This is a genomic window from Cupriavidus malaysiensis, from assembly GCF_001854325.1.
GTDB classification, from domain to species: Bacteria; Pseudomonadota; Gammaproteobacteria; order Burkholderiales; family Burkholderiaceae; genus Cupriavidus; species Cupriavidus malaysiensis.
This window is the reverse complement of the sequence record NZ_CP017755.1, coordinates 1,774,302-1,798,450: the sequence shown is the minus strand read 5'-3', so window position 1 is coordinate 1,798,450 and position 24,149 is coordinate 1,774,302. Positions and strand designations below refer to the sequence as shown.

The 24,149-nt window shown below is 69.6% G+C and carries 21 protein-coding genes; 11 read left to right on the top strand and 10 right to left on the bottom strand.

Translation table 11 applies throughout. From position 1 onward, the window contains the following. The 3 genes from rbbA to BKK80_RS27480 form a co-directional block, all read right to left on the bottom strand. Positions 1–2,787 (bottom strand): ribosome-associated ATPase/putative transporter RbbA, encoded by a 2,787-nt coding sequence (gene rbbA, locus BKK80_RS27490; protein WP_071020032.1) that lies wholly within the window; start codon positions 2,785–2,787, stop codon positions 1–3. A gap of 3 nt (positions 2,788–2,790) precedes the next feature. Beyond that, positions 2,791–3,771, bottom strand: a complete 981-nt coding sequence (locus BKK80_RS27485; protein WP_071020035.1) for an HlyD family secretion protein — start codon at positions 3,769–3,771, stop codon at positions 2,791–2,793. 240 nt (positions 3,772–4,011) lie between these two features. Next, on the bottom strand, positions 4,012–5,565 hold the full coding sequence (locus tag BKK80_RS27480; RefSeq protein WP_071073363.1) for a bifunctional aminoglycoside phosphotransferase/ATP-binding protein: 1,554 nt from the start codon (positions 5,563–5,565) through the stop codon (positions 4,012–4,014). A 186-nt stretch (positions 5,566–5,751) separates the two neighbouring features. Between BKK80_RS27480 and BKK80_RS27475 the strand changes: the two genes are divergently transcribed. From BKK80_RS27475 to BKK80_RS27445, 7 genes are all read left to right on the top strand, one after another. Continuing rightward, a complete protein-coding gene (locus BKK80_RS27475) occupies positions 5,752–6,999 on the top strand; it encodes an MgtC/SapB family protein (protein ID WP_071072088.1) in 1,248 nt (415 codons plus the stop codon). A gap of 225 nt (positions 7,000–7,224) precedes the next feature. Beyond that, positions 7,225–7,701, top strand: coding sequence for a MarR family winged helix-turn-helix transcriptional regulator (locus tag BKK80_RS27470; protein ID WP_071020039.1), 477 nt, complete (start codon positions 7,225–7,227; stop codon positions 7,699–7,701). 4 nt (positions 7,702–7,705) lie between these two features. Next, positions 7,706–9,691: an FUSC family protein gene (locus BKK80_RS27465; protein WP_071020042.1), complete on the top strand. Its 1,986-nt coding sequence runs from the start codon at positions 7,706–7,708 to the stop codon at positions 9,689–9,691. Next, complete coding sequence (locus BKK80_RS27460) at positions 9,691–9,900, top strand: DUF1656 domain-containing protein (protein WP_071020044.1); 210 nt, start codon at positions 9,691–9,693, stop codon at positions 9,898–9,900. Before BKK80_RS27465 ends, BKK80_RS27460 begins: the two co-directional genes overlap by 1 nt. Next, positions 9,897–10,865 (top strand): efflux RND transporter periplasmic adaptor subunit, encoded by a 969-nt coding sequence (locus tag BKK80_RS27455; RefSeq protein WP_071020047.1) that lies wholly within the window; start codon positions 9,897–9,899, stop codon positions 10,863–10,865. The genes BKK80_RS27460 and BKK80_RS27455 overlap by 4 nt, the downstream gene beginning before the upstream one ends. Further along, on the top strand, positions 10,862–12,376 hold the full coding sequence (locus BKK80_RS27450; RefSeq protein ID WP_071072086.1) for an efflux transporter outer membrane subunit: 1,515 nt from the start codon (positions 10,862–10,864) through the stop codon (positions 12,374–12,376). Before BKK80_RS27455 ends, BKK80_RS27450 begins: the two co-directional genes overlap by 4 nt. Positions 12,377–12,618: 242 nt before the next feature. Continuing rightward, positions 12,619–13,395: a MetQ/NlpA family ABC transporter substrate-binding protein gene (locus tag BKK80_RS27445; RefSeq protein ID WP_418235919.1), complete on the top strand. Its 777-nt coding sequence runs from the start codon at positions 12,619–12,621 to the stop codon at positions 13,393–13,395. A 139-nt stretch (positions 13,396–13,534) separates the two neighbouring features. Here the strand turns inward: BKK80_RS27445 and pcaD are convergent, their stop codons facing one another. From pcaD to BKK80_RS27415, 6 genes are all read right to left on the bottom strand, one after another. Next, entirely contained in the window at positions 13,535–14,314 is a 780-nt protein-coding gene (gene pcaD, locus BKK80_RS27440) for a 3-oxoadipate enol-lactonase (RefSeq protein ID WP_071072084.1), read from the bottom strand. Between the two features lie 50 nt (positions 14,315–14,364). Beyond that, a complete protein-coding gene (gene catC / locus BKK80_RS27435) occupies positions 14,365–14,649 on the bottom strand; it encodes a muconolactone Delta-isomerase (RefSeq protein WP_071072082.1) in 285 nt (94 codons plus the stop codon). A gap of 103 nt (positions 14,650–14,752) precedes the next feature. Then, positions 14,753–15,799, bottom strand: coding sequence for a cyclase family protein (locus BKK80_RS27430; RefSeq protein WP_071073360.1), 1,047 nt, complete (start codon positions 15,797–15,799; stop codon positions 14,753–14,755). Between the two features lie 54 nt (positions 15,800–15,853). Then, entirely contained in the window at positions 15,854–16,150 is a 297-nt protein-coding gene (locus tag BKK80_RS27425; RefSeq protein WP_071020060.1) for a YciI family protein, read from the bottom strand. Positions 16,151–16,227: 77 nt separating this feature from the next. Beyond that, positions 16,228–17,571, bottom strand: coding sequence for a short-chain fatty acid transporter (locus BKK80_RS27420; RefSeq protein ID WP_071020062.1), 1,344 nt, complete (start codon positions 17,569–17,571; stop codon positions 16,228–16,230). Between the two features lie 228 nt (positions 17,572–17,799). After that, positions 17,800–18,705 (bottom strand): LysR family transcriptional regulator, encoded by a 906-nt coding sequence (locus tag BKK80_RS27415; RefSeq protein WP_071072080.1) that lies wholly within the window; start codon positions 18,703–18,705, stop codon positions 17,800–17,802. Between the two features lie 109 nt (positions 18,706–18,814). Here BKK80_RS27415 and BKK80_RS27410 point away from each other — a divergent pair, with 109 nt between their 5' ends. The 3 genes from BKK80_RS27410 (at position 18,815) to BKK80_RS27400 (ending at position 21,320) form a co-directional block, all read left to right on the top strand. Further along, positions 18,815–19,936, top strand: coding sequence for a muconate/chloromuconate family cycloisomerase (locus BKK80_RS27410; protein ID WP_071020068.1), 1,122 nt, complete (start codon positions 18,815–18,817; stop codon positions 19,934–19,936). A 41-nt stretch (positions 19,937–19,977) separates the two neighbouring features. Next, positions 19,978–20,256: a muconolactone Delta-isomerase gene (gene catC, locus BKK80_RS27405; RefSeq protein ID WP_071020071.1), complete on the top strand. Its 279-nt coding sequence runs from the start codon at positions 19,978–19,980 to the stop codon at positions 20,254–20,256. 62 nt (positions 20,257–20,318) lie between these two features. After that, positions 20,319–21,320, top strand: a complete 1,002-nt coding sequence (locus BKK80_RS27400) for a tripartite tricarboxylate transporter substrate binding protein (RefSeq protein ID WP_418235900.1) — start codon at positions 20,319–20,321, stop codon at positions 21,318–21,320. Between the two features lie 362 nt (positions 21,321–21,682). Here the strand turns inward: BKK80_RS27400 and BKK80_RS27395 are convergent, their stop codons facing one another. Beyond that, positions 21,683–22,930 carry a tyrosine-type recombinase/integrase gene (locus BKK80_RS27395; RefSeq protein WP_071072078.1) on the bottom strand — a complete coding sequence of 416 codons (1,248 nt, stop codon included), beginning with the start codon at positions 22,928–22,930 and terminating at the stop codon, positions 21,683–21,685. A 141-nt stretch (positions 22,931–23,071) separates the two neighbouring features. Here BKK80_RS27395 and BKK80_RS27390 point away from each other — a divergent pair, with 141 nt between their 5' ends. Continuing rightward, positions 23,072–24,112: a DNA-binding protein gene (locus tag BKK80_RS27390; RefSeq protein WP_071072076.1), complete on the top strand. Its 1,041-nt coding sequence runs from the start codon at positions 23,072–23,074 to the stop codon at positions 24,110–24,112. Positions 24,113–24,149 lie beyond the last annotated feature (37 nt).

Genomic DNA, 24,149 nt, shown 5'->3' with positions numbered 1-24,149 from the left:
TCAGGCCTCCTGCTTGCGCAACAGGCAGCGCGCGCCGGCCAGGTAGGCCAGGGCGAAGCCCAGCAGCGCCAGGTACATGGCACCGAAGCTGTCCGCGCCCAAGCCCTTGGTGAAGCTGCCGAGGCTGACCAGCTGGAACCAGGACGACGGGAAGCCCAGCCCGACCCAGTAGCCGCTGCCGGTCAGCGTGGAGACCGGGTAGAGCAGGCCGGAGAAGTTGACCGAGGGGATCAGGCACAGGATGGCGGTGCCGAAGATGGCCGCTACCTGCGAGCGCACGAAGGTCGACACCAGCAGGCCGAGGCTGGTGGCGGCCAGGATGAACAGCAGCGCGCCCAGCGACAGCGCCAGGAAGGAGCCTTTGAGCGGTACCCCCAGCACCGTGATGGTCAACGCCACCAGAGCCAGGTAAGCCACCATCGCCAGGCCGGCATAAGGCAGTTGCTTGCCCAGCAGGTACTCGCCGACGCCGGCCGGCGAGGCATAGAGATTGGTGATCGAGCCCATCTCCTTCTCGCGCACCACGCCGAGCGCGGTCAGCATGGTGGGGATCAGGATCAATGCCAGCATGACGATGCCCGGCGAGATGGCGTAGATGCTGCGGAACTGCTCGTTGTAGACGAAGCGCGTCTCCACACCCATTGGCAGCGCGGGCGCCGCCACCGGCAGGGCGCGGGCGCGCGCCTGCACGTAGCCGAGCAGCACGGCGTTGGCGTAGGTGCGCACGGTGGCGCCCGGAAAGGGACTGGAGCCGTCGATATGGAAGGCGACTTCCGGCCGGCGGCCGGCCAGCAGGTCGCGGCCGAAGTCCGGCGGGATTTCCACCACCAGCGAGGCGCGTGCGGCCCGCAGCGCCTGCTGCGCCTCGGTCTCGTCCCGCACCGTGCCGGCCGGCACGAAATAGCGCGAACCCGCGAACTGTTCGAGCAGTTCGCGGCTGGCCAGGCTCTGGTCGCGGTCGAGCGCGGCGAAACGGACGTTCTCGACGTCGAAGGACACGCTCCATGCCGCCGCCAGCAGCAGGATGACGGGACCGAGGATGGCGAAGGCCAGCCGCAGCTTGTCGCGCGCCAGTTCGATCGACTCGCGCCGGGCGAAGGCCCAGATGCGCGCCAGTGGCGCGGCCAGGGCAGATGGCGCCGGTGCCGCCGCGTCGCCGCCCGGCAGGCCGTGGCCGGCCGGCCCGGTGGTGGCCTTGGTCCCGGCAGCGGCTGCGGCAGGCGTGGCCGCGGGCGCATCCTGCCCCTCGGCTTCCAGCAGGTAGTCGACGAAGGCATCTTCCAGCGTGGCGGCGTCGCGCTGCCGGCGCAATGCCTCCGGCGTGCCCACCGCCAGCACGCGGCCGCGGTGCATGAAGGAGATGCGGTCGCAGCGCGCCGCCTCGTTCATGAAGTGGGTGGAGACGAAGATGGTGACGCGCGCTTCGCGCGACAGCTTGACGAGGTGGCGCCAGAACATGTCGCGCGCGCCGGGATCGACGCCCGAGGTCGGTTCGTCCAGGATCAGCACTTCGGGCCGGTGCAGGCAGGCGGCCGCCAGCTGCAGGCGCTGGCGGATGCCCAGCGACAGCGCCGCCGGACGCTCGTCGGCATAGGGGGCCAGCTCGAAGCCGTCCAGCGCTTGCGCGACCGCCTGCTGCGCTTGTTCACCCTCCATGCGGTAGAGGCGGGCATGCAGGTCCAGGTTCTGCCGCACGCTCAGTTCTTCATAGAGCGAAAAGGACTGCGACATATAGCCGACACGCATGCGCGTGCGCATGTCGGTGGCGTCGATCGGCTGGCCGAGCAGGCGCGCGCTGCCGCTGCTGGCATCGAGCAGGCCGGTCAGCATCTTCATGGTGGTGGTCTTGCCGCAGCCGTTGGAGCCGAGGAAGCCGAAGATCTCGCTGCGCTCGATGCGGAAGCTGACGTGGTCCACCGCGACGAAGTCGCCGAAGCGGCGTGTCAGGCCTTCGGCTTCGATCGCCGGCTCACCGTCCACGGGCGGCCGCGGCGGGATCTGCAGGCCGGCGCCGTCGCCGCGCCGGGCCGGTGGCAGCAGCGAGATATAGGCCTGCTCCAGGTCGCGGGTGCCGGCCCGTTGCAGCACGGCGGCGGTGCTGTCGCTGACCAGCACGCGGCCCGCGTCCATGGCCACCAGGTGCTCGAAGCGCTGGGCTTCTTCCATATAGGCAGTGGCCACGATCACCGTCATGCCACGCTGCTCGGCACGCAGCTCGTCCACCAGGGTCCAGAACTGGCGCCGCGACAGCGGGTCGACGCCGGTGGTCGGTTCGTCGAGGATCAGCAGGTCGGGGTTGTGCACCAGCGCGCAGCACAGGCCGAGCTTCTGCTTCATGCCGCCCGACAGCTTGCCGGCCGGGCGGTCGGGGAAGGGCGCCAGGCCGGTGGCCTCGAGCAGGCGCCGGATGCGCGCCGCGCGCGCGGCGCCGTCCAGGCCGAACAGGCGGCCGAAGAAGTCGACGTTCTCGTAGACCGACAGCGTGGGATAAAGATTGCGGCCCAGGCCCTGCGGCATGAAGGCGACGCGCGGCAGGATCGCCTCGCGACGGGCACGCTCACGCAGGTCGGCGCCCAGCACCGACACCTGGCCTTGCTGGATGCGCTTGACGCCGGCGATCAACCCCAGCAGGGTCGACTTGCCGACACCGTCGGGACCAATCAGGCCGATGGTGCTCTGGCCCGGCAGCGTCAGCGACACCGTCTCCAGCGCCTGCACGGCGCCGTAGCGGTGCGCGAGCCCGGTGATCTCGATGGCGCCCGGCAGCGCGCCGCCGCTCATGGCCATCCCTTATTCCCCGCGCACGGCGAGTGCCGGCGGCCAGGAGCGGGCCGCATCCAGCCGGACATAGCCCGCGCCGGTCATGCCCGCCTTCAGCCGCGGCGCCAGCCGCCGCGCCACCTCGACCGGCAGCTGCAGCTTGACGCGATACATCAGCTTGGCCCGCTCCCCCTCGGTCTCGACATATTTCGGCGTGAACTGGGCCTCGCTGGCGACATAGCCGATCCTGGCCGGGATGGCCTCGCCGGGGAAGGCATCCAGCAGGATACGGGCCGCGGCGCCGATGGCGAGCCGGCCTGCCTGCGGGCCCGGCAGGAAGATCGTGAAGTAGATGTCGTCCGGATTCAGCATGGAGGCGACGCGGCCGCCGGCCGGCAGTACCGTGCCGACCTCGACCACGCGGTACTCGACGCGCCCGGCCACCGGCGCGCGCACGGCGGTCTCGTCCAGCACGGCCTGGAGCCGCGCGATCTGGGCCTCGGCCTCGGCCTCCGCCGCGCGGGCTTCGCCCAGCGCGGCGTGTGCCCCGTCGACGCCCGCCTGTTCACCCTCCAGGGCCAGGCGACGGCGGTCGCGTTCCACTGCGGAGACCTGGCCCTCGTCGAACAGCTTGACGGTTTCCGACCATTCCAGCCGCGCCAGGCGCTGGCGTGCGGCGCGGCCATCGGTCTCGGCGCGGGCGCGCAGCATCGCGTCGGCCGCGCGTGCCCGGGCTGCATTGGCCGCCGCCAGCTGGGCGCGCAGTTCGCTGTCGTCCTGGCGGGCCACCAGGGCCCCGGCCGCCAGCACGTCGCCTTCGTGCACCGGCAGCTCGACCACGCGGCCGCCATACTTGACGGCGACGTCGACCCTCGCCATTTCCAGGCGGCCGTTGGCGTAAGCGATATCCGCCGGCCAGCGCGTGCGGTGGGCGGTTTCCCACCAGAAGCCCGCGCCCGCGAGCAGGATGACGAGCAGGCCAAGGAGGGCCCAGCGGAATCGGTTCTTCATTCACCACCTGTCGGATCGTTGCAGGAATGCCGTGGGACCGGCTCGGCGCCGGTGCTGCCACGATCAAGCGATGCGCTCCATCCTACACTTCGCGCTGCGCTGCACAAGCCCCACGCCGAGGGGGCAGCGGCCGGCAATGCCGTGTCTTTGATTGCCGGCAAGCGAGTCGTAGAGTCTTGCCTCGGTTTTCGGCTCCAGCGGGCACGGTCTGCCGCCGGGATCCGCCGCACCGGCGCCGCCTCAGGCGAAGCGCGCCGCCAGCGTGTCCGCATCGCTCGCGCTGGTGGTGGCGCGAAGCTCGGCCGCGCACAGCGGCTCCTGCTCGCGCAACTGCCGGCCAAGCACCTCGAGGTCGGCATCGGACGGATCGTTGCGCGCCTGGGCCCGTGCCGAGATGCGCGCACGCAGGGTGTCGACCGTCGCCTCGCAGTGGACGATGACGAAGGGCAGGCGCAGCCGCGCCGCCTGTGCGGCGAAGCACTCGCGGCGCGCGCGCGCCAGGAAGGTGGCGTCGGCGATCATCGGAAAGCCGGCGCAGGCCCCGAGGCGGCACGCGGCCAGCAGGCGCCGGTAGGTCGCGGCGCCTGCGGCCGGCGCATACCAGCCGCCGGCGGGTGGCGCGCCCGGACGCTTGCGCTCGACATCGGCACGCACACGCACCATGCCGCCGCGCTCGGCCAGCCGTGCCGCCACGGTGGACTTACCGCTGCCGGACAGGCCGTGCATCAGCAGGATGGCGCCGCGGCGCCTGGACAGCAGCGTCTCGGCCAGCTCCAGCAGGGCGCGCCAGCCGGCCGCGGGCGCGGCGTCCGCGCCGGCGGCCGCGCACTGGTGCCTGCGTTCGAGTCCCACGCGGGCGCGCACCAGTGCCCGCAGTGCGGCATAGAAAGGCAGCAGGCCGAGCCCGGCATAGTCGCCGCCGCGTTCGAGGTAGGCATTGAGGAAGCGGTAGGCCAGGTCGCGCCGTCCATGGTGGATCAGGTCCATATAGAGAAAGGCGGTATCGCTGATGGAATCGATCCAGCGCAGGCCGGCATTGAACTCCAGGCAGTCGAAGGGCAGCGCCTCGCCGTCGACGACTACGACGTTGCCGAGATGCAGGTCGCCATGGCACTCCCGCACATGGCCGCTGCGGCGCCGCGCCGCCATGGCCGGCGCCAGGCGCAGCGCCTCCGAGCGCATGGCGCGGCCCAGGCATTGGATGGCCTCCGCGCCGTCGGCGTCGGCCAGGCGTGCGACGCCTTGCAGGCATTCTTCCAGTGTGGCGGCAACGCGCGCGGGCGTACCGTAGTCGGTGGCGTCCGTGCTGCCGCAGCGCGGCGCGTCCGCGTGGAAATCGGCAAGCCGCCGGCCGAGCGCGTCCATCATCGCCCCGTCCACGTTGCCGGCCTGCACGCGCGCGGCCAGCAGGTCGTGCTGGGCGAAACGCCGCATGCGCACGGCATAGTCCAGGGCCGGGCCGCTGCCGCCAAGGCGGACCGGCGTATTGCCGTCCGCTTCCCGGTCCTCATGCCCGCCCGCACCGCCGGCGACGGCCGCGATGGGCACCACGTCCAGGTACAGCGCGCCGGCCAGCCTGCGGTTCAGGCGCAGTTCTTCCTCGCAATCGGCGCGCCGCGCCGCCAGCGTGGAAAAATCGACGAAATCGAAGCGCACCGGCTTGCGTACTTTATAGGCATACTCGCCGGCCAGGAACACGCGCGAAAGATGGGTCTCGATGCAGCGCACCCCGGGCGCCGCGTGCGGATAGGCCGCGCCGTGCATCAGGGCCCGCGTCAGTGCGCCATCGTCCATGCCATCCTCCGAGCCGTGCCCGCCGCGCGGGCCTGCGGTCATGGTAGGAGACAAGGGCGGCCGCTTTCTTGAGAAGCATCAAGGGCGGGCGCAACGTGCGGCCCGGCGCATATACGGACGGGCGGAGTCAAGGTAGCCTGTGGGTCCTGGCGGGCGCGATGCGCACCGCGGCGCAACGGAGATGCGATGGAACACGACTACGTGGCATTTTCTGTGGCACTGGGCATCGGCCTGGCGATCGGGCTCGAGCGCGAGCGCAGCAATGCCGGTGGCGACGAACAGGTGCCGGCCGGCCTGCGCACCTTCACCGTCGCCAGCCTCGCAGGTGCCGTGGCCGCGCGCCTGCCCGGTCCCTTGGTGCTGCCCGCCGTGCTGCTGGCGACGGGCGCGCTGGCCTGCCTGGCCTACCACCGCACCTCGGATCGCGATCCCGGCATGACCACCGAGCTGGCGCTGCTGTGCGTGGTGCTGCTGGGCGCACTCGCCACCAGCGAGGCCACGCTGGCCGCGGGCGCCGCCACGGTGGTGCTGCTGCTGCTGCACGGCAAGGCCTGGCTGCACCACTTCGCCCGCCAGATCCTCAGTGAGCAGGAACTGCGTGACGCCCTGGTACTGGCCGCCGCCGCGCTGGTGGTCTGGCCGCTGCTGCCGGATCGTTACCTCGGCCCGTTCAAGGCCTGGAACCCGCACACACTGTGGCTGATCGCCGTGCTGGTGATGCTGATGGGCGCCGCCGGCCACATCGCCGTGCGCTGGCTGGGCAGCCAGCTCGGGCTGCCGATGGCCGGCCTGTTCGGGGGCTTCGTCTCCAGCAGCGCCACCATCGCCAGCATGGCGGCGCTGGCGCGCAAGGAGCCCGACAAGGCGCAGGCGGCGGTCGCCGCGGCGCTGCTGTCCACGGTGTCCACCTTCGTGCAGATGATCCTGCTGCTGGCGGCCACCAGCCTCGCCACCTTGCGCCAGCTTGCCATCCCGCTCGCGGCCGGGCTGGCGGTGATCGCCGCTTTCGGCGGCCTCTGGGCCTGGCGCTCCACGCATGCGGAACAAGCGCCGGAAGAGTCACCGCAAGGCCGGGCCTTCGACTGGCGCGTGGCGGCCGGCTTTGCCTTGATGACGGCATTCCTGCTGTGGCTGGCCGCCGCGGCGCAGGCCTGGCTCGGCGCAACGGCCCTGGTCGCCGTGGCTGCCGTCGCCGGTTTTGCCGATGCCCACGCCGCCACCGCCTCGATCGGTGCCCAGGTGGCGGCAGGGCGGCTGCCGGTCGGCAGCGCGATGTGGCCCGTGCTGGCGGCGTTCAGCACCAATACCCTCACCAAGATCGGGTTGGCCACGGCGGCCGGGGGATCCCGCTTCGCGCTGCAGGTAGGCGCCGGGCTGGTGGCCGCCGCCGGGGCCACCTGGCTTGGGACCCTCGCGGCGCTGTCGCTGTCCTGAACGCGGGCAGGGTACGGGGCCTGCCGGTGATGCGGCGGGACGGCAGAAGGATGTTGCGATCAAACGTGCGTGATGCGCGTGACGCGCGTGATGTGCGCGATAGGTTACACGCAGAATGTGCGCGCCACGGCTTGCCGCACCCGGATGGCAGGTCGGCGGCCGCGGTTGCTGCAATGCCACAAAAATAGTTTGCATTCTAATTATTTCACAACTATCATTCTGCCCATGAACTCGATAGACGCGCTGCGCTTTGCCTTTACCGGCCAGCTGATGCTGGCAGGGAGACAGTGGCGCCAGATCTCCCAGGCAGCCGTGACGTCCTACGGCATCTCCGCCGCCGCCGCCGGCCCCCTGCTGTTCATCCGCCGCCTCGGAGGAGGGGTGCGCCAGGTCACGCTGGCCGACTACGTCGGCCTGGAAGGCGCCTCGCTGGTGCGCCTGCTCGACCAGTTGAGCGCCGCGGGCCTGGTACGCCGCGAGGTGGACGCCAGCGACCGCCGTGCCAATGCCCTGTGGCTGACCGAGGCAGGTGAGGAACTGGCGGCCAAGATCGAAGTGGACCTCAAGCGCATCCGCTCGCAGGTCTTCGCCCACATCCCGGCGCAGGACCTCGAGGGCGCCTTGCGCGTGCTGGATGCCCTGGCGCGCGCCGCGGATTCGGTGGTCGTGCCGCAGAGCCCGGCACCGAGCCAGGAGGCCTGACGTGATGGGCAGTACCTGGCCGTCCGCGCGCGACTGGATCTTCTCCACCAAGGCCTTCGTGGCCTCCATGCTGGCCCTGTTCATCGCGCTCTACATCGGCCTGCCGCGCCCCTACTGGGCCATGGCGACCGTCTACGTGGTGGCGCACCCGCTGACCGGCGCGACCCGCTCCAAATCCATGTACCGCGTGCTCGGCACGCTGCTGGGCGCGGCCGCCTCGGTGGCGCTGGTGCCCTCGCTGGTCAATACGCCACCGCTGCTGATGGCGGCAGTGGCTGTCTGGGTCGCGGTGCTGCTCTACGTGGCGCTGCTCGACCGCTCCCCGCGCAGCTACCTGTTCATGCTGGCCGCCTACACGCTGCCGATGGTGGCGCTGCCGGCAGTGGACCACCCGGGCGGCGTCTTCGACCTGGCCATCGCACGTTCCGAAGAGATCTGCCTGGGCATCATCTGCGCCAGCGTGGTCGGCGCCGTGGTCTTCCCCGCCAAGGTCTCCAACGTGCTGCGCGACCGCCTGGCGCAGTGGATGGGCGACGCGGCGCAGTGGGCCGGCGACATGCTGTCGCTGCGCGATGCCGGTGCGGCGGTATCGCTTCACCAGAGCCGGCACCGCATGGCCGCCGACATCCTGGCGCTCGACCAGTTGATCAGCCAGCTTTCCTACGACACCGAGACCGCCGCGCGCATCCGCGATGCCAAGGAACTGCGCGGCCGCATGACCATGCTGCTGCCGGTGCTGGCCTCCCTGGCCAGCCTGGTCGAGACCATGCAGCGCGACGAAGCCGGCGTACCGGACCAGCTGGCCGCCCGCATGACCGCCGTTTCCGCCTGGATCCGCGGCGAGGCTGCGGCCCCTCCCGCGCTCGAGGAGAACACACCGCCTGCGCTGGCAACCGCGGTGGCGTCCACCGCCTACGAGCGGCTGCGCGAGTTGACCGCCCTGTGGCAGGATTGCGTGGCACTGCAGCGGCGCCTGGGTGAAGCCGCGCCGGCCGGAGACTGGCAGCCCGTATTCCGGCGCTGGAACGTCGGCGCGGCTCGCCACTACGACCACGGCATGCTGCTGTTTTCCACCGGCACCACCGCGCTGGGCATCTTCTGCATGGGCATGGTCTGGATCCTGTCCGGCTGGGCCGACGGCGCCAGCGCGGTGGCCCTGGGCGCGGTGTCCTGCTGTTTCTTCGCCGCGCTGGACGAACCCGCGCCGATGATCCGTTCCTTCTTCATCTGGAACGTGGTCTGCGTGCTGCTGGCCATGGTCTACCTGTTCATGATCCTGCCGCGGGCGCACGACTTCGAGATGCTGGTGGCGATGTTCGCCATCCCCTACCTGTTGTTCGGCGTGATGATCGCCCAACCCAGGCTGGCGCTGATCGCCGTGCCGCTGGCCATGGTCACGGCCACCGACATCGGCCTGCAAGGCAGCTACAACGCCGATTTCCAGACTTTCTTCAACACCAACGTGGCCGGCGTGGCGGGCATTCTGTTCGCGCTGGTGTGGACGCTGCTGGTCCGGCCCTTCGGCACCGCCGCGGCGGCACGCCGCCTGGTGCGGGCAAGCTGGGGCGACATCGCGCGCAATGCCACCGGACGCGCTCCCCATGAGCACGACCACCTGCGCGCCCGCATGCTGGACCGGCTGGCGCAACTGGTGCCGCGCCTGGCGGCCAGCGAGAACGAGCGCTCCACCGACGGTTTCACCGAGGTACGGGTGGAACTGAGCACGCTGGCGCTGCAGCGCGAGCTGCCGGCGCTGCCGGAGGCCTCCCAGCATGCAGTGCGCCGCGTGCTGCAAAGCGTGGCCGGCTATTACCGCGACCGCCTCGAAGCCAAGGCCGACGCACCGCCGGAAGCTCTGCAGCGGCGCCTGATGCGCGCGATGCAGGGGGTGGCCGAGCGGGCCGACCAGGCCTCGCGTACGGCGATGTCGGCCCTCGTCGAAATGGAAGTGGCCTTGTTTTCAACCTCTCCCGTCAACGGGAAGCAATGATGAGCGGTGAAGTCAACCTCTACGGCGTCTACGTTCCCAGCCTGCTGGTGTGGATGCTGCTGGCCTTCGTGATCATGGCGGGCCTGCGCGCCGGTTTGTCGCGCGTAGGCTTCTACCGGCTGGTCTGGCACCGTTCCCTCTTCAACCTGTCGCTGTACGCCCTCATCCTGGGTGGGGTGGTGTGGCTGGCGACGCATCTGCAATCATGAAACTCAGACTGAAATCCATCGGGCCGGTCGTGCTCACGCTGGCCCTGACCGCCGGAGCGGCGGTCGTCGCCAAGCACCTGTGGGACTACTACACGATCGCACCGTGGACGCGCGACGGACATGTGCGGGCCGACGTCGTGCAGATCGCCCCCGACGTGTCAGGCCTGGTCACCCGCGTGCTGGTCAAGGACAACCAGCGCGTCAAGCGCGGCGACGCGCTGTTCGAGATCGACCGCGACCGCTTCGCCCTGGCGCTGCAGCAAGCCGAGGCCAATGCGGCGGCGATCCGCGCCACGCTGGGCCAGTCGCGCCGCGAGGCGGCACGCAGCCAGAAGCTGTCGGACATCGTCGCCAAGGAAGTGGTGGAAGAAGGGCTGGCCAAGGTGCAGCAGGGCGAGGCAGCGCTGGCCCAGGCCGAGAGCGCGGTCAACCTGGCCAAGCTGAACCTGGAGCGCACGCGCGTGCTGAGCCCCGTCGATGGCTACGTCAACGACCGCCTGCCGCGCCTGGGCGACTACGTCAGCACCGGCAAGCCGGTGATGTCGATGGTCGACGAGCAGTCCTTCCACGTGGAAGGCTATTTCGAAGAAACCAAGCTCGGCGGCATCCACCTGGGCAGCCCGGTGCGCATCCGCATCATGGGCGAGTCGCAGGTGCTGCGCGGCCACGTGCAGAGCATCGCGGCCGGTATCGAGGACCGCGACCGCAGCGCCGGCTCCTCGCTGCTGCCGAACGTGAATCCCACCTTCAACTGGGTGCGGCTGGCGCAGCGCGTGCCGGTGCGCATCGCGCTGGACGACATGCCGGCCGATATCCGCCTGGTGGCGGGCCGCACGGCCACCGTGTCGGTCGAAGAAGCGCGCGGCGGCAAGGGCGATGCGGCCCCGGCCGCCGCCGGCGCCGCCCCCCAGTCCGGCCATGCGGTCGCCCAGACCCCGGCCGGCAAGCAGGAGTCCATCCAGTGAAACGCTTTACGCTAGCCCTGATTCCGGCGCTGGCGCCGTTGCTGTTCGCCGCCTGCACCACGGTCGGCCCCGACTATCACCTGCCGGAGCAAGCCGCGGTCAAGTCGCCGGAAGCCAACGGCCCGCTGCCCGGCGCCGGCAACCCGGCCGTCTCGATCGCCCCCGTGCCGGACGGCTGGTGGCGCCTGTACGACGATCCGCGGCTCGACGCGCTGGTACAGGAAGCCCTGGCCGCCAATACCGATCTGCGCGTGGCCGCTGCCAACCTGCGCCGCGCCATCGCCACCTACCACGAGGTCGAAGCCGAGAACCTGCCGATGGCACGGGTCGAGGCGGGCGCCCAGCGTGGCGAGATCGCGGCCGAACCGCTGCTGCATGAAGAGAAGATTCCGGTCATGAATTTCGGCAACGTCGGCTTCGGCGTGTCCTACCTGATCGATTTCTTCGGCAAGCTGGCCCGCGCCGACGAGGCCGCACTGGCCGGCGCCCAGGCCAGTCAGGCCGCGCTCGACCAGACGCGCGTGGTCGTGGCCGCAGAGACCGCGCGTTCCTATGTGGAAGGCTGCGCCGCCTCGCATGAACTCTCAGTGGCCGAGCACCAGCTCGCACTGCAGGAACGCGGCGTCGAGCTGACGCGCCGCCTGGTCGAGGCGGGCCGCGGACAGCCGCTTGACCTGCTGCGCGCCCAGTCGCAGGCCGACAGCCTGCGCGCCGCGCTGCCCAGGCTGCGCGCGGGCCGGGAAGCCGCCGCCTATCGCCTGGCGGTGATGCTGGGCAAGCCGCCCGCCGCCGGTGCCGTGCAGGACTATGCCTGCCACGCGATTCCCAAGCTGAGCCAGGCCCTGCCGGTCGGCGACGGCGCGGCGCTGCTCAAGCGCCGCCCCGACGTGCGCCAGGCCGAACGCGAGCTGGCCTCGGCCACCGCCAAGATCGGGGTGGCCACCGCCGATCTGTATCCGTCCATCTCCATCGGCGCCTCGGCCGGCTTCACCGGCATCCTGGATCACCTGGGCCAGGCACAGACGGCGCACTGGGGCATCGGTCCTGCGATCACCTGGAATATCCCCACCAGCGGCACCCGGGCGCGCATCCACAATATGGAAGCAGGCGCCGACGCCGCGCTGGCGCACTTCGACGGGGTGGTGCTGAAGGCCCTGCGCGAGACCGACACGGCCCTCAGCGCCTACACGCACGAACTGGAGCGCAATGCCTCACTGCGGGCCGCGCGCGACAAGGCTGACCAGGCCGCGCACCAGAACCGGCTGCTGTACGAGGCCGGCCGCGCGCCCTACCTGAACAGCCTCGACGCCGATCGGACGCTCGCCAACAACGACGCCGCGCTGGCTGCCTCGGACGGCCAGGTGGCGATGGACCAGATCAGCCTCTTCCTCGCCCTCGGCGGCGGCTGGCAGGGGGCACCCAAGGTCCACGAGCATCTCGCCACCGAACGCTCGCGCCACGAGAGCGACCACGAGAGCGACCACGAGGGCGCCACGGCCGGCACGCATTGAGGTACCCTGTGGCCTGTCCGGCGCCACCAAGCGCCGGATGGCTCACATATCGTGATTCCTTCCCGTTCCCGTCCTGTCCTGGCCATTCCGGCGGCACGCCCATCGGCGCGCCGCGCGGGGCCGGGGGCGCTCAGCAAGCGCCCCCGGCCGTCGGCAGGCGGGGTCCGGCGCCATCCGCGCCGGCTGACTAGACAAGAGAGATTCCCATGCGCGTTTCCGCGATTTCCAAGACCCTTACCTTCCTGGTCGCCGCCCTCGGCATCGCCGTCGCCGGCAGCGCCGCGGCCCAGGAGCAGACCATCCGCGTCGGCACCGTCAGCGGCCCCGACGCCGACGTGTGGAAGGTGGTGCAGAAGGTGGCCAAGCGTGAAGGCCTGAACGTCAAGGTGATCGAGTTCAACGACTACGTGCAGCCGAACGCCGCGCTGGACGCCGGCGAACTGGAGGCCAACAGCTTCCAGCACCAGCCTTACCTGGACAGCCAGATCAAGCAGCGCGGCTACAAGATGACCAGCGTGGGCTTCACCTATATCTCGCCGCTGGGCATCTATTCGCAGAAGGTGAAGGCGACCAAGGACCTGCCGCAAGGCGCCCGCGTCGCGATTCCCAATGATCCGTCCAACGAGAACCGCGCGCTGCTGCTGCTGGCCGCGCAGGGTGTGATCAAGCTGAAGCCGGGTGCCGGCACCAACGGCAGCAACGCCACGCCGCTGGATGTCGCCGAGAACCCCAAGAAGCTGAAGCTGGTCGAGCTTGACGCCGCCCAGCTTGCGCGCGCGCTGCCGGACGTGGCCGCCGCCGCCATCAACACCAACTATGCGCTGGCCGCCGGCCTGCAGCCGACCCACGACGCCATCGCGCTGGAGGACATCCGCAGCCCCTACGCCAACATCATCGTGGTGCGCACGCAGGACAAGGACAAGCCCTGGGTCAAGAAGCTGCTGGCCGCCTACCAGTCGGAAGACGTGCGCCAGTTCATGAAGAGCCAGTTCAAGGGCGCCATGGTGCCGTCGTTCTGACGACACGGCGCTGCACGGCGCGGCGCGGACCTGGGGCCTCGGCCAGGGTCCGCGCCGATGGAAGCGAACACGGAAAAAAGAAGAAGGCCGGGCACATGCCCGGCCTTTTTTTACCTTGCCGCGCCAGCCGCGGCGGGCCTCAGCCCGGCAGGAACTCCAGCACCGTCCGCGTGAAGGGCTCGACCTGCTGCAGGTTCGAGATGTGGGCGGCTTCCAGTTCCACATAGCGCGCACCCGGGATCGCCTTGGCCAGGTACTGGCCGTCGCGCGGCGGGGTGGGCAGGTCGCCCGAGCCGGCGATCACCAGCGTCGGCAGCTGGATGTCGCGCACCCGCTCGCGCAGGTCGGCGTCGCGCACAGCCAGGCAGTTGGCGGCATAGCCGCGCGCATCGGTGGCGCTCAGCATCTGGCGCAGGTACTTGACCAGTTCCGGGCGCTTGGCGGCGAAATCCGGCGTCAGCCACCGGTCGACCACGGCCGGGGCGATGGAGCCGACACCGTCGCGCTCGACCGCGCCCGCGCGGTTGGTCCAGTTTTCCGGCGGGCCGATATAGGCCGCGGTATTGCACAGCACCAGCTTCGACAAGCGCTGCGGATGCGCCAGCGCCAGCCACATGCCGGTGATGCCGCCCATCGACAGGCCGCAGAAGTGCGCGCGCTCGATCTGCAGGTCGTCGAGCAGGCCGATCACGTCGGCGCCGAGCTGCTCCACCTGGTAGGGGCCGGCCGGCACCGACGAAGCGCCGTGGCCGCGCGTGTCATAGCGCAGCACGCGGAAATGCTTGCTGAATGCGGCGACCTGCGGCGTCCACATGTCGAGGTTGGTGCCGAGCGAGTTGGACAGCACGAGGACGGGCAGGCCGGCATCGCCGTCGAGGCGGTAGTGCAGGCGGACGCCGGGAAGGTCAGCGTAGGGCATGGTCGCGTACGGAATGGTTGGAGTGGAAGGATGCGGGCGCCGGCGCCCGCTCAGTTCTGGACGATCGCCGAGCCGTGCTGTGCCAGCGGCGTCACGGTGATGTCCATGTAGGGGTAGAGGGGCAGCGAGGTCAGCAGCGTGTGCAGTTCATCGTTCGAGGCAACGTCGAAGATGCTGACGTTGGCGTACTGCCCGGTCACGCGCCACAGGTGGCGCCATTTGCCTTCGCGCTGCAGTTGCTGCGACAGCGCCTTCTCGTCGGCCTTGAGCTGCTCGACGAAGGCCGGGGCGAGCGAATGGGGAATACGGACGGTCATCTGGGCCATGAACAGCATGCGAAGCTCCTTGCGGTAGGGGATGAAGCGGCCGCGCCCGGCGGCCGGCAGGTTGCGGGTGTCCTGGGGCAGTGTGCATCGGCAGCATCGGCCACGCAGGATACTAGACGGTCGCGACTGGCGTCACGGGCGAACCCAGGGCGCCGGGCAGCCGCAGCGGCGGGGCGGTCAGGAAGAAGCGAGTGCGCCGCTGCGTGCGCAGCCAGGCGGCCAGCTCGCGCAGGTACCACAGCTCGCCGAGCGGCAGGCCGAGCTTGAACAGGCAATGATGGTGCAGCGGCAGGCGCGGCGCCGGATCGGGTGCCGGCCGGGCCGGGTAGCGTTCGACCGCGTAGTTGTCCGCCGCCAGCGCGGCGATGCCGGAATCGGTGATCCACTGCAGCAGGCGGGCATCGCGTCCGTCGAGGGCGCAGCAGCTGTGGTGGAGCGCGTGGGCGTCAGGCTGCCGCTGCATCTCCAGCACCATCTCGGCGAAGCCGGTGCGCAGCACCAGGATGTCGCCGGGCTCCACCTCGACGGCGTCGGCCTCCAGCACACGCATCAGGTCGTCGTAGCCGATCGTGCGGAACTCGCGCCCGTGATACTCGGCCAGGTCGACCATCACGCCCCGGCCCTGCACACCGTGCTCGGCCACGCGCTCGATGCCGAGCGCGTGCGCGTGGCTGTGCTCGTGGCCGCAGGGATGGTCGGCGAAGGCGGCGGCTTCGGGATAGTCGACCGGGCCGACGATGTCCTGGTTGGGCCGGTAGCCGTTGTAGTAGACACGCTCGGCAATGCCATCGCCGTCGGCATCGAAGAGGGCGCCGACGTGCGCCAGCGCATCCCATTGGGTCGAGTACTGCAGCGACAGCAGTACCTGGTCGTCGCTGAGCACGTCGACGGCACCCGGCTCCAGCTTGGCCAGCGGGAAATTGACGTAGGCGGCGCCGTCGCGGAAAGTGGGCCGCAGCCGCGGCGGGTTGCGCCGCGCATTGAGGGCGTTGCCGCCCGGGAAATCGAGCGGCAGCGACAGGCAGAAAGTATGGCCGGCACGGATCTCGGCCGCCGCCGCGCGGACCCGCTCCGGCGTGATCAGGTTGAGGCGGCCGAGCTGGTCGTCAGGGCCGAAGTCGCCCCAGTTGGCCCCTTCTGGGCGATGTTTCCAGCGCATGGGTGGCAGGGTCGCGTCGGTCATGGAACAGGGAGCGGGCGCGGCGCGCCGGTGTCAGAGGAAGCAGCGGCCGTCGAGATAGGCCTTGCGCCAGCGCGTGACGCGCACCTCGGCGAACAGCCCGGCGCGGGCGAACGGATCGGCGTCGATGAACTGCTGGGCCGCTTCGCGGGTCGGCAGGTCGACGATGTAGATGCCGCCGCCGGCATCGCCGCCGTCGTCGTGCAGCTTGGCGCCGCTGGCCAGCAGCAGGGCCTTGTTCTGTTCCAGGTAGTCGAGGTGGGCAGGGCGGTGGGCCTGGCGCACCGCCTGGTGGTCGGGCTTGTCCCAGGTTTCGATCAGGAAAGGCATGCGGGTCTCCTTGGTGGCGGCGGCCTTGAGCCGCCTCGGGTAGCAGCGGCGGCCGCGCAGGCGGCCGCCCTCCTGGCTCAGCCGATCTGGGCGCCCCACAGCAGCATGGCGCCGATGTAGACCAGGCCGACCCAGAACATCATGATGACCGTGTAGCCCATCACGTCCTTGAGGCTGAGCTTGGACAACGCCAGCGCCGGCAGGATCCAGAAGGGCTGCACCAGGTCGTTCCAGGCATTGCCGAGCATCACCGACATCGAGGTCTGGCTGACCGAACTGCCGATCGCCTTGGCCGCATCGATCATGAACGGGCCCTGGATCACCCAGTGGCCGCCGCCCGACGGCGCGAAGAAGTTGATCACGAAGGAGCTGATCAGCCCCCAGAACGGCAGCGTCTGCGGCGTGGCGATGTCGACGAACACGCGCGAAATGCTGTCGACCAGGCCCGACCCGGCCATGATCGCCATGATGCCGGCATAAAACGGGTACTGCAGGATGATGCCGGAAATGGTCTTGATGCCCTCGTTCAGCTTGGCCACGTATTGGGCCGGCGTACCCAGCAGCAGCACGCCCAGGAACAGGATCAAGAAGTTGATCAGGTTCAGGTCGAGCGAGCCGCCGTCACGGAAATGGAATACGGCATAGGCGATGCCGCACAGGCCGATCAGCAGGCTCAGCAGGCGGCTGTTGTTGAGGCGGCTGGCGAGCGTGTTCTCGCCGCCGATGCTGTGCACCGGCGCGGCGCCCTCGTCCTGGCCGTCGCTGGCGGCGGGGCGGATCTCGACGATGTCGGCCGGGTTGCGCGGATGCAGCCAGGCATTCAGCAGCGGCAGGGTGACGATCACCACCAGGCTGGTCAGCAGCATCGGCGTGGAGAAGATGGTCTCCGACAGCGGCACCACGCCCATCAGCTTCTCCATCGGGTGGCCCTTGGTCGAGATCAGCACCGGGATGCTGGCCGACAGGCCCAGTCCGTAGAGCGTGAAACCGCTATAGGCTGCCGCGATGATCAGCGGGTAATGCACACCTTTGACGCGCGTTGCCAGCTTTTTGGCGACAATTCCACCGATCACCAGGCCGAAGCCCCAGTTCAGGTAGCTGCCGATGCCGCCCACCAGAGTGGCGACGATGATGGCGGTGCGCGGCGTGCGCACCGCGCCGACGATGCGGTCGAGCAGGCGGTCGGTCAGCGGCGCGGTGGCCAGCACATAGCCCATGGCCAGGATGACGGCCATCTGCGTGGTGAAGGCCAGCAGGCTCCAGAAACCCTTGCCCCAGCTGGTAATCACGGCGGGAACCGGCTGTCCCTCCACTGCAATGGCCATCACCATGGTCAGCAGCGTCAGGCCGATGGCGAAAACGAAAGGATCCGGCAGGTACCGGCGCATCAGTTCCGTGAAGAACCCGGCGATCTTGTTCACTCTGTGTCCCCAGACAAGTCAACTTAAAATTGCCGCATATAGAACTCATGTTCTCATTGCGAACATATTGCGGCAGTGCGAGGATGCTAGAGATATCCGACCGGCCGGTCAAGTCAATGCATTGGCGTATTGCGATCAGATCCTGCAACAATGCCCGAATTCACGAGGCATTGCTGCTGGAATTGTTGCTATGCAGCAAACGATGGGCGGCACCGCGCGACGCGCGTATCAGGCGTCGTGCGCAGCGGCGTGCAGCTTGGCCTGCCGCTCGACCCAGGCGATGGCGCGCGCCAGGAATGGCGAGCAATCGCCGGCGCGGTAGCTCATGATCACCGGCGAAGTGAAGCCGGGCGCATCGATCGCCTGGTAACGCACATCGTCGCGATGCAGGCGCTGCACCGAAGCCGGCACCAGGGTGATGCCCAGCCCTGCGGCGACCAGCCCGAGCGCCGTCTGCAGCTCGTTGGCTTCCTGCACCACGCGCAACTGCAGGCCGCGCGCGCGGAACAGGCCCAGCACGTGGTCGGCATAGCTCGGGCGAGGGCGGGCCGGGTAGAGGATGAAGGGTTGGCGCGCCAGCGCCTCGGGCGACAAGGACGGTTGCCCGCTGGCCGGATGTGCCGCCGGCAGGGCGGCCACCAGCGGCTCGGCCATCACTACGGCGCGGGAGATGGCCGGGTCGTTCAGGGTGATGCGGCCGAAGCCGATATCGATGCGTCCGGCCTTCAAGGCCTCCACCTGCTGGACCGTGATCAGCTCGGACAAGCCGACCTCGACCTGGGCATCGGCGGCACGCAGTTCCCGGATCAGTTCGGGCAGGAATCCGTACAGCACCGAGGGCACGAAGCCGATGCCGAACCAGCGCTTGTCGCCCTGGCCGATGCGGCGGGTGCCCTCCACCACCTCCTCGATGCGCCCCGTCAGCTGGACCGACTGCTCCAGCAGGAAGCGCCCGGCCTCGGTCAGGCGCAGGCCGCGCCCGACGCGGTCGAACAGCGGCACGCCGATCTCGTCCTCCAGCTGGCGGATCTGGCGCGACAGCGGCGGCTGGGCGATGTGCAGCCGCGCGGCGGCGCGCGTCACATTCAGCTCCTCTGCGACCGCTTGGAAATAGCGCAGGTGGCGAAGCTCCACTCATACCTCCAAGGTATCATTCGAGACATGATCGGTCTTGGACACTCACAAAGTCAACCTGCATACTGCGGAGGTCATTCTTTCAACGTCCAAACCCAATCCTTCAGGTATGAAAGCTAGCGTCAGCGCGATCGAGGCCATCCTGGTCGACCTGCCCACCATCCGGGCCCACCAGCTGGCCATGGCGACCATGCAGCGGCAGACGCTGGTGATCGTGCGCCTGCGCTGCAGCGACGGCGTGGAGGGGATCGGCGAAGCCACCACCATCGGCGGCCTGTCGTATGGCGACGAAAGCCCGGAAGGCATCAAGCTGACCATCGACACCTACCTGGCCCCCGCACTGGCCGGCGTCGATGCGACCAATGTCCACGGCGCCATGCAGCGCCTGGGCAAGGTGGCGCGCGGCAACCGCTTCGCCAAGTCGGCCATCGAGACCGCGCTGCTCGACGCGCAGGCCAAGCGCCTCGGCGTGCCGCTGGTGGAACTGCTCGGCGGCGCCGTGCGGCCGACGCTGCCGGTGTTGTGGACCCTGGCCAGCGGCGATACCGGCCGCGATATCGAGGAAGCCGAATCGCTGCTGGCGCAACGCCGCCACGATACCTTCAAGCTCAAGATCGGCCGCCGCGCGCTGCGCGAGGACGTGGCACACGTGTCGGCCATCAAGCGGGCACTGGGCGAGCGCGCACGCATCACGGTGGACGTCAACCAGGCCTGGAACGAGGCCGAAGCCGCCACCGGCATCGCCATGCTGGAAGCTGCCGGCATCGACCTGATCGAACAGCCCACGCCGCGCGACAACCGTGGCGCGCTGGCCCGGCTGGCGGCGCGCTTCGTGGTACCGATCATGGCCGACGAGGCGGTGTGCGGCCCGGAAGACGCCATGGAGCTGGCGCGCATCGCCGGCGCCGACGTGTTCGCGCTGAAGATCGCCAAGGCCGGCGGCATCCACGCCATGCTGCGCACCGCCGCGGTCGGCGATGCGGCCGGCATCGCGCTGTATGGCGGCACCATGCTGGAAGGCAGCGTCGGCTCCATCGCCGCCGCCCATGGCTTCTGCACGCTGCCGCAGCTGGCCTGGGGCACCGAACTGTTCGGGCCGCTGCTGCTCAAGGACGACATCGTCGTCGAGCGCCCGGCCTACCGTGACTTCAGCCTCCATCTGCCCGAAGGCCCGGGCCTCGGCCTGGTCCTGGACGAGGACAAGCTCAAGTTCTACCGGCGCGCCGCCTGAGCCGCGCGCCCCGACCCACTCATCGTACAGAAGGACACGCCATGCTTTACCTGGTCAGGATGGACGTCAACATCCCGCACGACATGCCCGCAGCGCAGGCCGACGAGATCAAGGCCCGCGAAAAGGCCTACTCGCAGGAACTGCAGCGCAGCGGCAAGTGGCCACAGATCTACCGCGTGGTCGGCGAGTACGCCAACTACAGCATCTTCGACGTGGAATCCCACGATGAGCTGCACACCCTGCTGTCCGGGCTGCCCCTGTTCCCGTACATGAAGATCCACGTGACGCCGCTGGCCAAGCATCCGTCGTCGATCCGCTGAGCGCGCGACACCGTCAGCGACACCGGCACCGACGACAAACCAACCAAACACGGGGGGAGACCTTGAACGCAAAACCTTTCGCGCGCCTGTCCGCGCGCCTTCACCAGGCCTGCGCGGCCGCGCTGCTGGCCGGCCTGGCCGTGAGCGCCGGCGCCGCCCACGCGGCCTATCCGGACAAGCCCCTGCGCTGGATCGTGCCGTTCCCGGCCGGCGGCGCCATGGACAACATCGCACGCGTGCTGGGCCAGGAAATGGGCCGCTCGATGGGTGCCGCCGTGGTGGTGGAAAACCGTCCGGGCGCCGGCGGCAATATCGGCGCGGAGATGGTCGCGCGCGCCCCTGCCGACGGCTACACCCTCATCATCGTCGCCAACGGCATGGCGGTGAACCCCTTCCTCTACGGCCGCCTCAGTTATGACCCGGTCAAGGACTTCGCGCCGGTCTCGCTGCTGGCCGTGGTGCCCAACGTGCTGGTGACCAACAAGTCCAAGCACGCCGAGAAGACCATCGCCGAAGTCATCGCCCAGGCCAAGGCGCATCCTGGCAAATACACCTACGCCTCGGCCGGCAACGGTACCTCGATCCACCTGGCGGGCGAGCTGTTCACCTCGATGACGGGTGTCAATATGCTGCACGTGCCCTACAAGGGCAGTGCCCCGGCGATGAGCGACCTGCTGGGCGGGCAGGTGGACTACATGTTCGACAGCATCACCTCGGCCAAGCCGCAGATCGACTCCGGCAAACTGACCGCCATCGCCGTCACCACGGCCAAGCGCTCCTCGGCCCTGCCGAATGTGCCGACCGTGGCGGAAGCCGGCGTGCCCGGCTATGAACTGTCGCCCTGGTTCGGAGCTTTCGTGCCCGCCGGCACGCCGCCGGCCGTGGTGGACAAGCTGAACAAGGCCATGGTGGAAGCGCTGAAGAAGCCCGACGTGCAGAAGAAGCTGGCGAGCATCGGCGCCGAGCCGATCGGCAGCACGCCCGCGGCGCTGCATGACTACCTGGCGCGCGAGATGGCCAAGTGGGGCCCGCTGATCAAGTCGCGCGGCATTCACGCAGACTGAACCTCGACAACACTCCCTGTCTTCGTGGCAGTACTGAAGACCCCGCCGGCCGCAAGGACCGGCGGGTTTTTTTTATCTGGGTGCGGCCCCGGCATCGGGCCGGGTCCGACCGGAGCCCGGCGCAGAGCATCGGGCTTGTCACTCCCCGGCGACACCTCGCCGGCGGCACTCCAGCCAGGTCATCGCGGACACAAGAGCGAGAAGGTGGATGCCGTCCTGGAATGCTCGGCTGGCGGATTGCAGATCGCCTGGCCGGCAGGGACTCCACACCGCCATCCGCTCGGCGGCGCCCAAGGAGCCAGGCAACAGCCATCGTTCATGCCCCATCCGCCCCGGGGCAGCCCGGGCGCCCGCTGCGGGGCTCAGCCTTTGCGCCCCCAGCCGATCTGGTGACGCTCCTGCGTGGCCGCGTGCCGCGCATCGTCCTCGCTGTGCAGGTAAGCGCTGGTGGTGGCGATCGAGGCATGGCCGAAGTTGTCGCGCACGAAGCGCAGGTCGACCTGCCGGTCCGTCATGTGCGAACCGGCGGTGTGGCGCAGCCAGTGCGCCGATGCGCTTTCCAGCACCGCCGCCTGGGCTTCCCATTGGGGACCGCGCGCGCGCATCCGCGCCGCCGCCATGGCGAAGACCTCCTTGAGGATCAGGTGCAGGGCGCCGCGCGACAAGGCCTTGTCGCGGCCGATCACCGGCAGTACCAGCGGCCGCTCTTCGCCGAACTGCGGCATGGCCGGCAGCTCATGGGCGCGGCGATAGCGCGCCAGCTCCGCGACCAGCTCATCGGTGGCCGGCACCAGGCGCGTCTTGCGTCCCTTGCCCACCACCTCCAGCCACCAGCGCTCCACCCCCAGCGCATCGCGCCGGCAGAAGAAGGCACCCATGCTGGTGTCCAGCACTTCGGCCGCACGCAGGCCACCTAGATAGAGCAGGGTGCAGAGCCAGCGGCAGCGGGCGGCATGCAGCCGTTCGCGCGCCGAGGCCTCGGCGGCCGTGCCAGGCATGGCTTCGATGGCTTCCTTGACGGCATCCCACATGGCATGGCTGAGGTAGCGGGTCACGCGCGGCGGCGTCTGGCTGCGGCGCCGGCGCGCCAGCGACAGCGGATTGCCAGCCAGGTAGCCGGCCTCGGTCAGCCAGGCGAACAAGGCGTTCAGGATCACCATGGCCTGCCGTGCGCTGGCCGGCGACAACGGTCCGGCAAAAGGCCGCCAGCCCGGATGGCTGCGCGCCAGCTTCTTGCCCGGCGGCATCACCCAGCGCGCCGCCGGCTGGGGGTCGGCGAGAAAGCGTTGATACAGCAACAGGTCCTCGTGCGTCAGCGAGGAAAGCGGCTTGCCGCGCTGCTGCACGGCCCACAGCAGCAGGCGCTCGACGTCGCGCCGATAGGTCTGCAAGGTCGCCTGGCTGTCGGCGTAGCGCGCCAGCCAGGCGGTGATGGCGGCCACGTCGTCCTGCGCGGCGATCTGCGCCCCAGCACCCGCGGCCCGGTTCGCGCCCAGGGCACCGGACAGATCGGCAGGCAGGCGCAGGCGCTCCAACGGGATGGCGGGAAGCGTCGCGAGCTGCGCGGGTGAGGGCGAAGGCGAGGGCAGGGAGGGCGTGGCGTGGTCCATCTTGCGAGGCGGGAGGGTCGGATTGCGACCGATTCAGCATTATAGACAGAAGCACACTTATGTCTAAAGACTAGATCAAAGAAATAGAAAATATACGTTTTACGTAGTAATATTTTTAAATTCGAAGCCATCTCCATCGTCATGAGCGCAAGCCCCGAATCGCCCCCGCTGGACACCGCCCTGCAAGCCGACGTGGCCGCCTTGCGGGCACGCTTCACCGAAACGCGCGCGCTGTACAAGGAAGTCTGCGGCCTGCTGTTCTTCCGCTACGGCATCACGCCGACCGCCAACAAGCTCTACGGACTGGTGCGCAAGGGCAGCATGGGTACGCCGACCGAGGTGCTGGCGCAGTTCTGGCAGGAATTGCGCGAGAAGACGCGCGTGAAGATCGATCACCCGGAACTGCCGGACGCGCTCAAGCAGATCGCGGCGGAGGCGGTGCAGACCATCTGGCAGTCGGCCAACGAAGCCGCGGCGGCCGAGTTGGCCGCCTTGCGCGCCGAGACCCGCCTGCAGGCTGCGGACGCCGAGGCCGAGCGCGACCAGGCCAAGGCGGCGCGAGTTGCCGCGGAGGAGGAAACCGCCACCGTGCGCGCGGCGCTGGAGCAGGCCAGGCTGGCCGAGTCCGCGCGCCAGGGCGAGCTGGAAGCGGAAAAGCAGGCCCATGCCGCCAGCCGTGCCCGCCACGAGGCCGCACAGCAGCAGATCGCTGCGCTCGAACGTCAGTTGCTGGAATTGCGCACACAGTTCTCGCAAGAACTGGAGCAGATGCGTGAGCAGGTCCGGCTCGCACAAGAGCGCGCAACCGCGAGCGAACGGCGCGCGCTGCGTGAGATCGACCAGGAACGCGGCGCCCGCCAGGCCGCCGAGAAAGCAGCGGCCGAGCTGCGGGGCGAGCTGGCTGCGCAACAGGGCAGGGCGCAGCAGGCGGCGCTGGAAGCCGCCGAAGCCCGCGCCGCGCTGCAGGCCGAACGCGACGCGGCGACCAAGGAGGCCGGCGCCTGGAAGCAGGCCTGCGCCGAGGCGGACGCCGCGCGGCAGGCACTGCACGGCGAACTGGACGAAACGCGGCGGCGGGCCGAACGCGAGCGGGCCGAAGCCGCAGCAGCCCGGCACCCGGTGGCGCCGCGGCGGCCGGTGGCAGTCCGACGCACCAAGTTCAAGCCGGGCTCGATGACCTGAAGCAGCGATGGCCGGCCCGCCAGCCGGCTTCGCGACG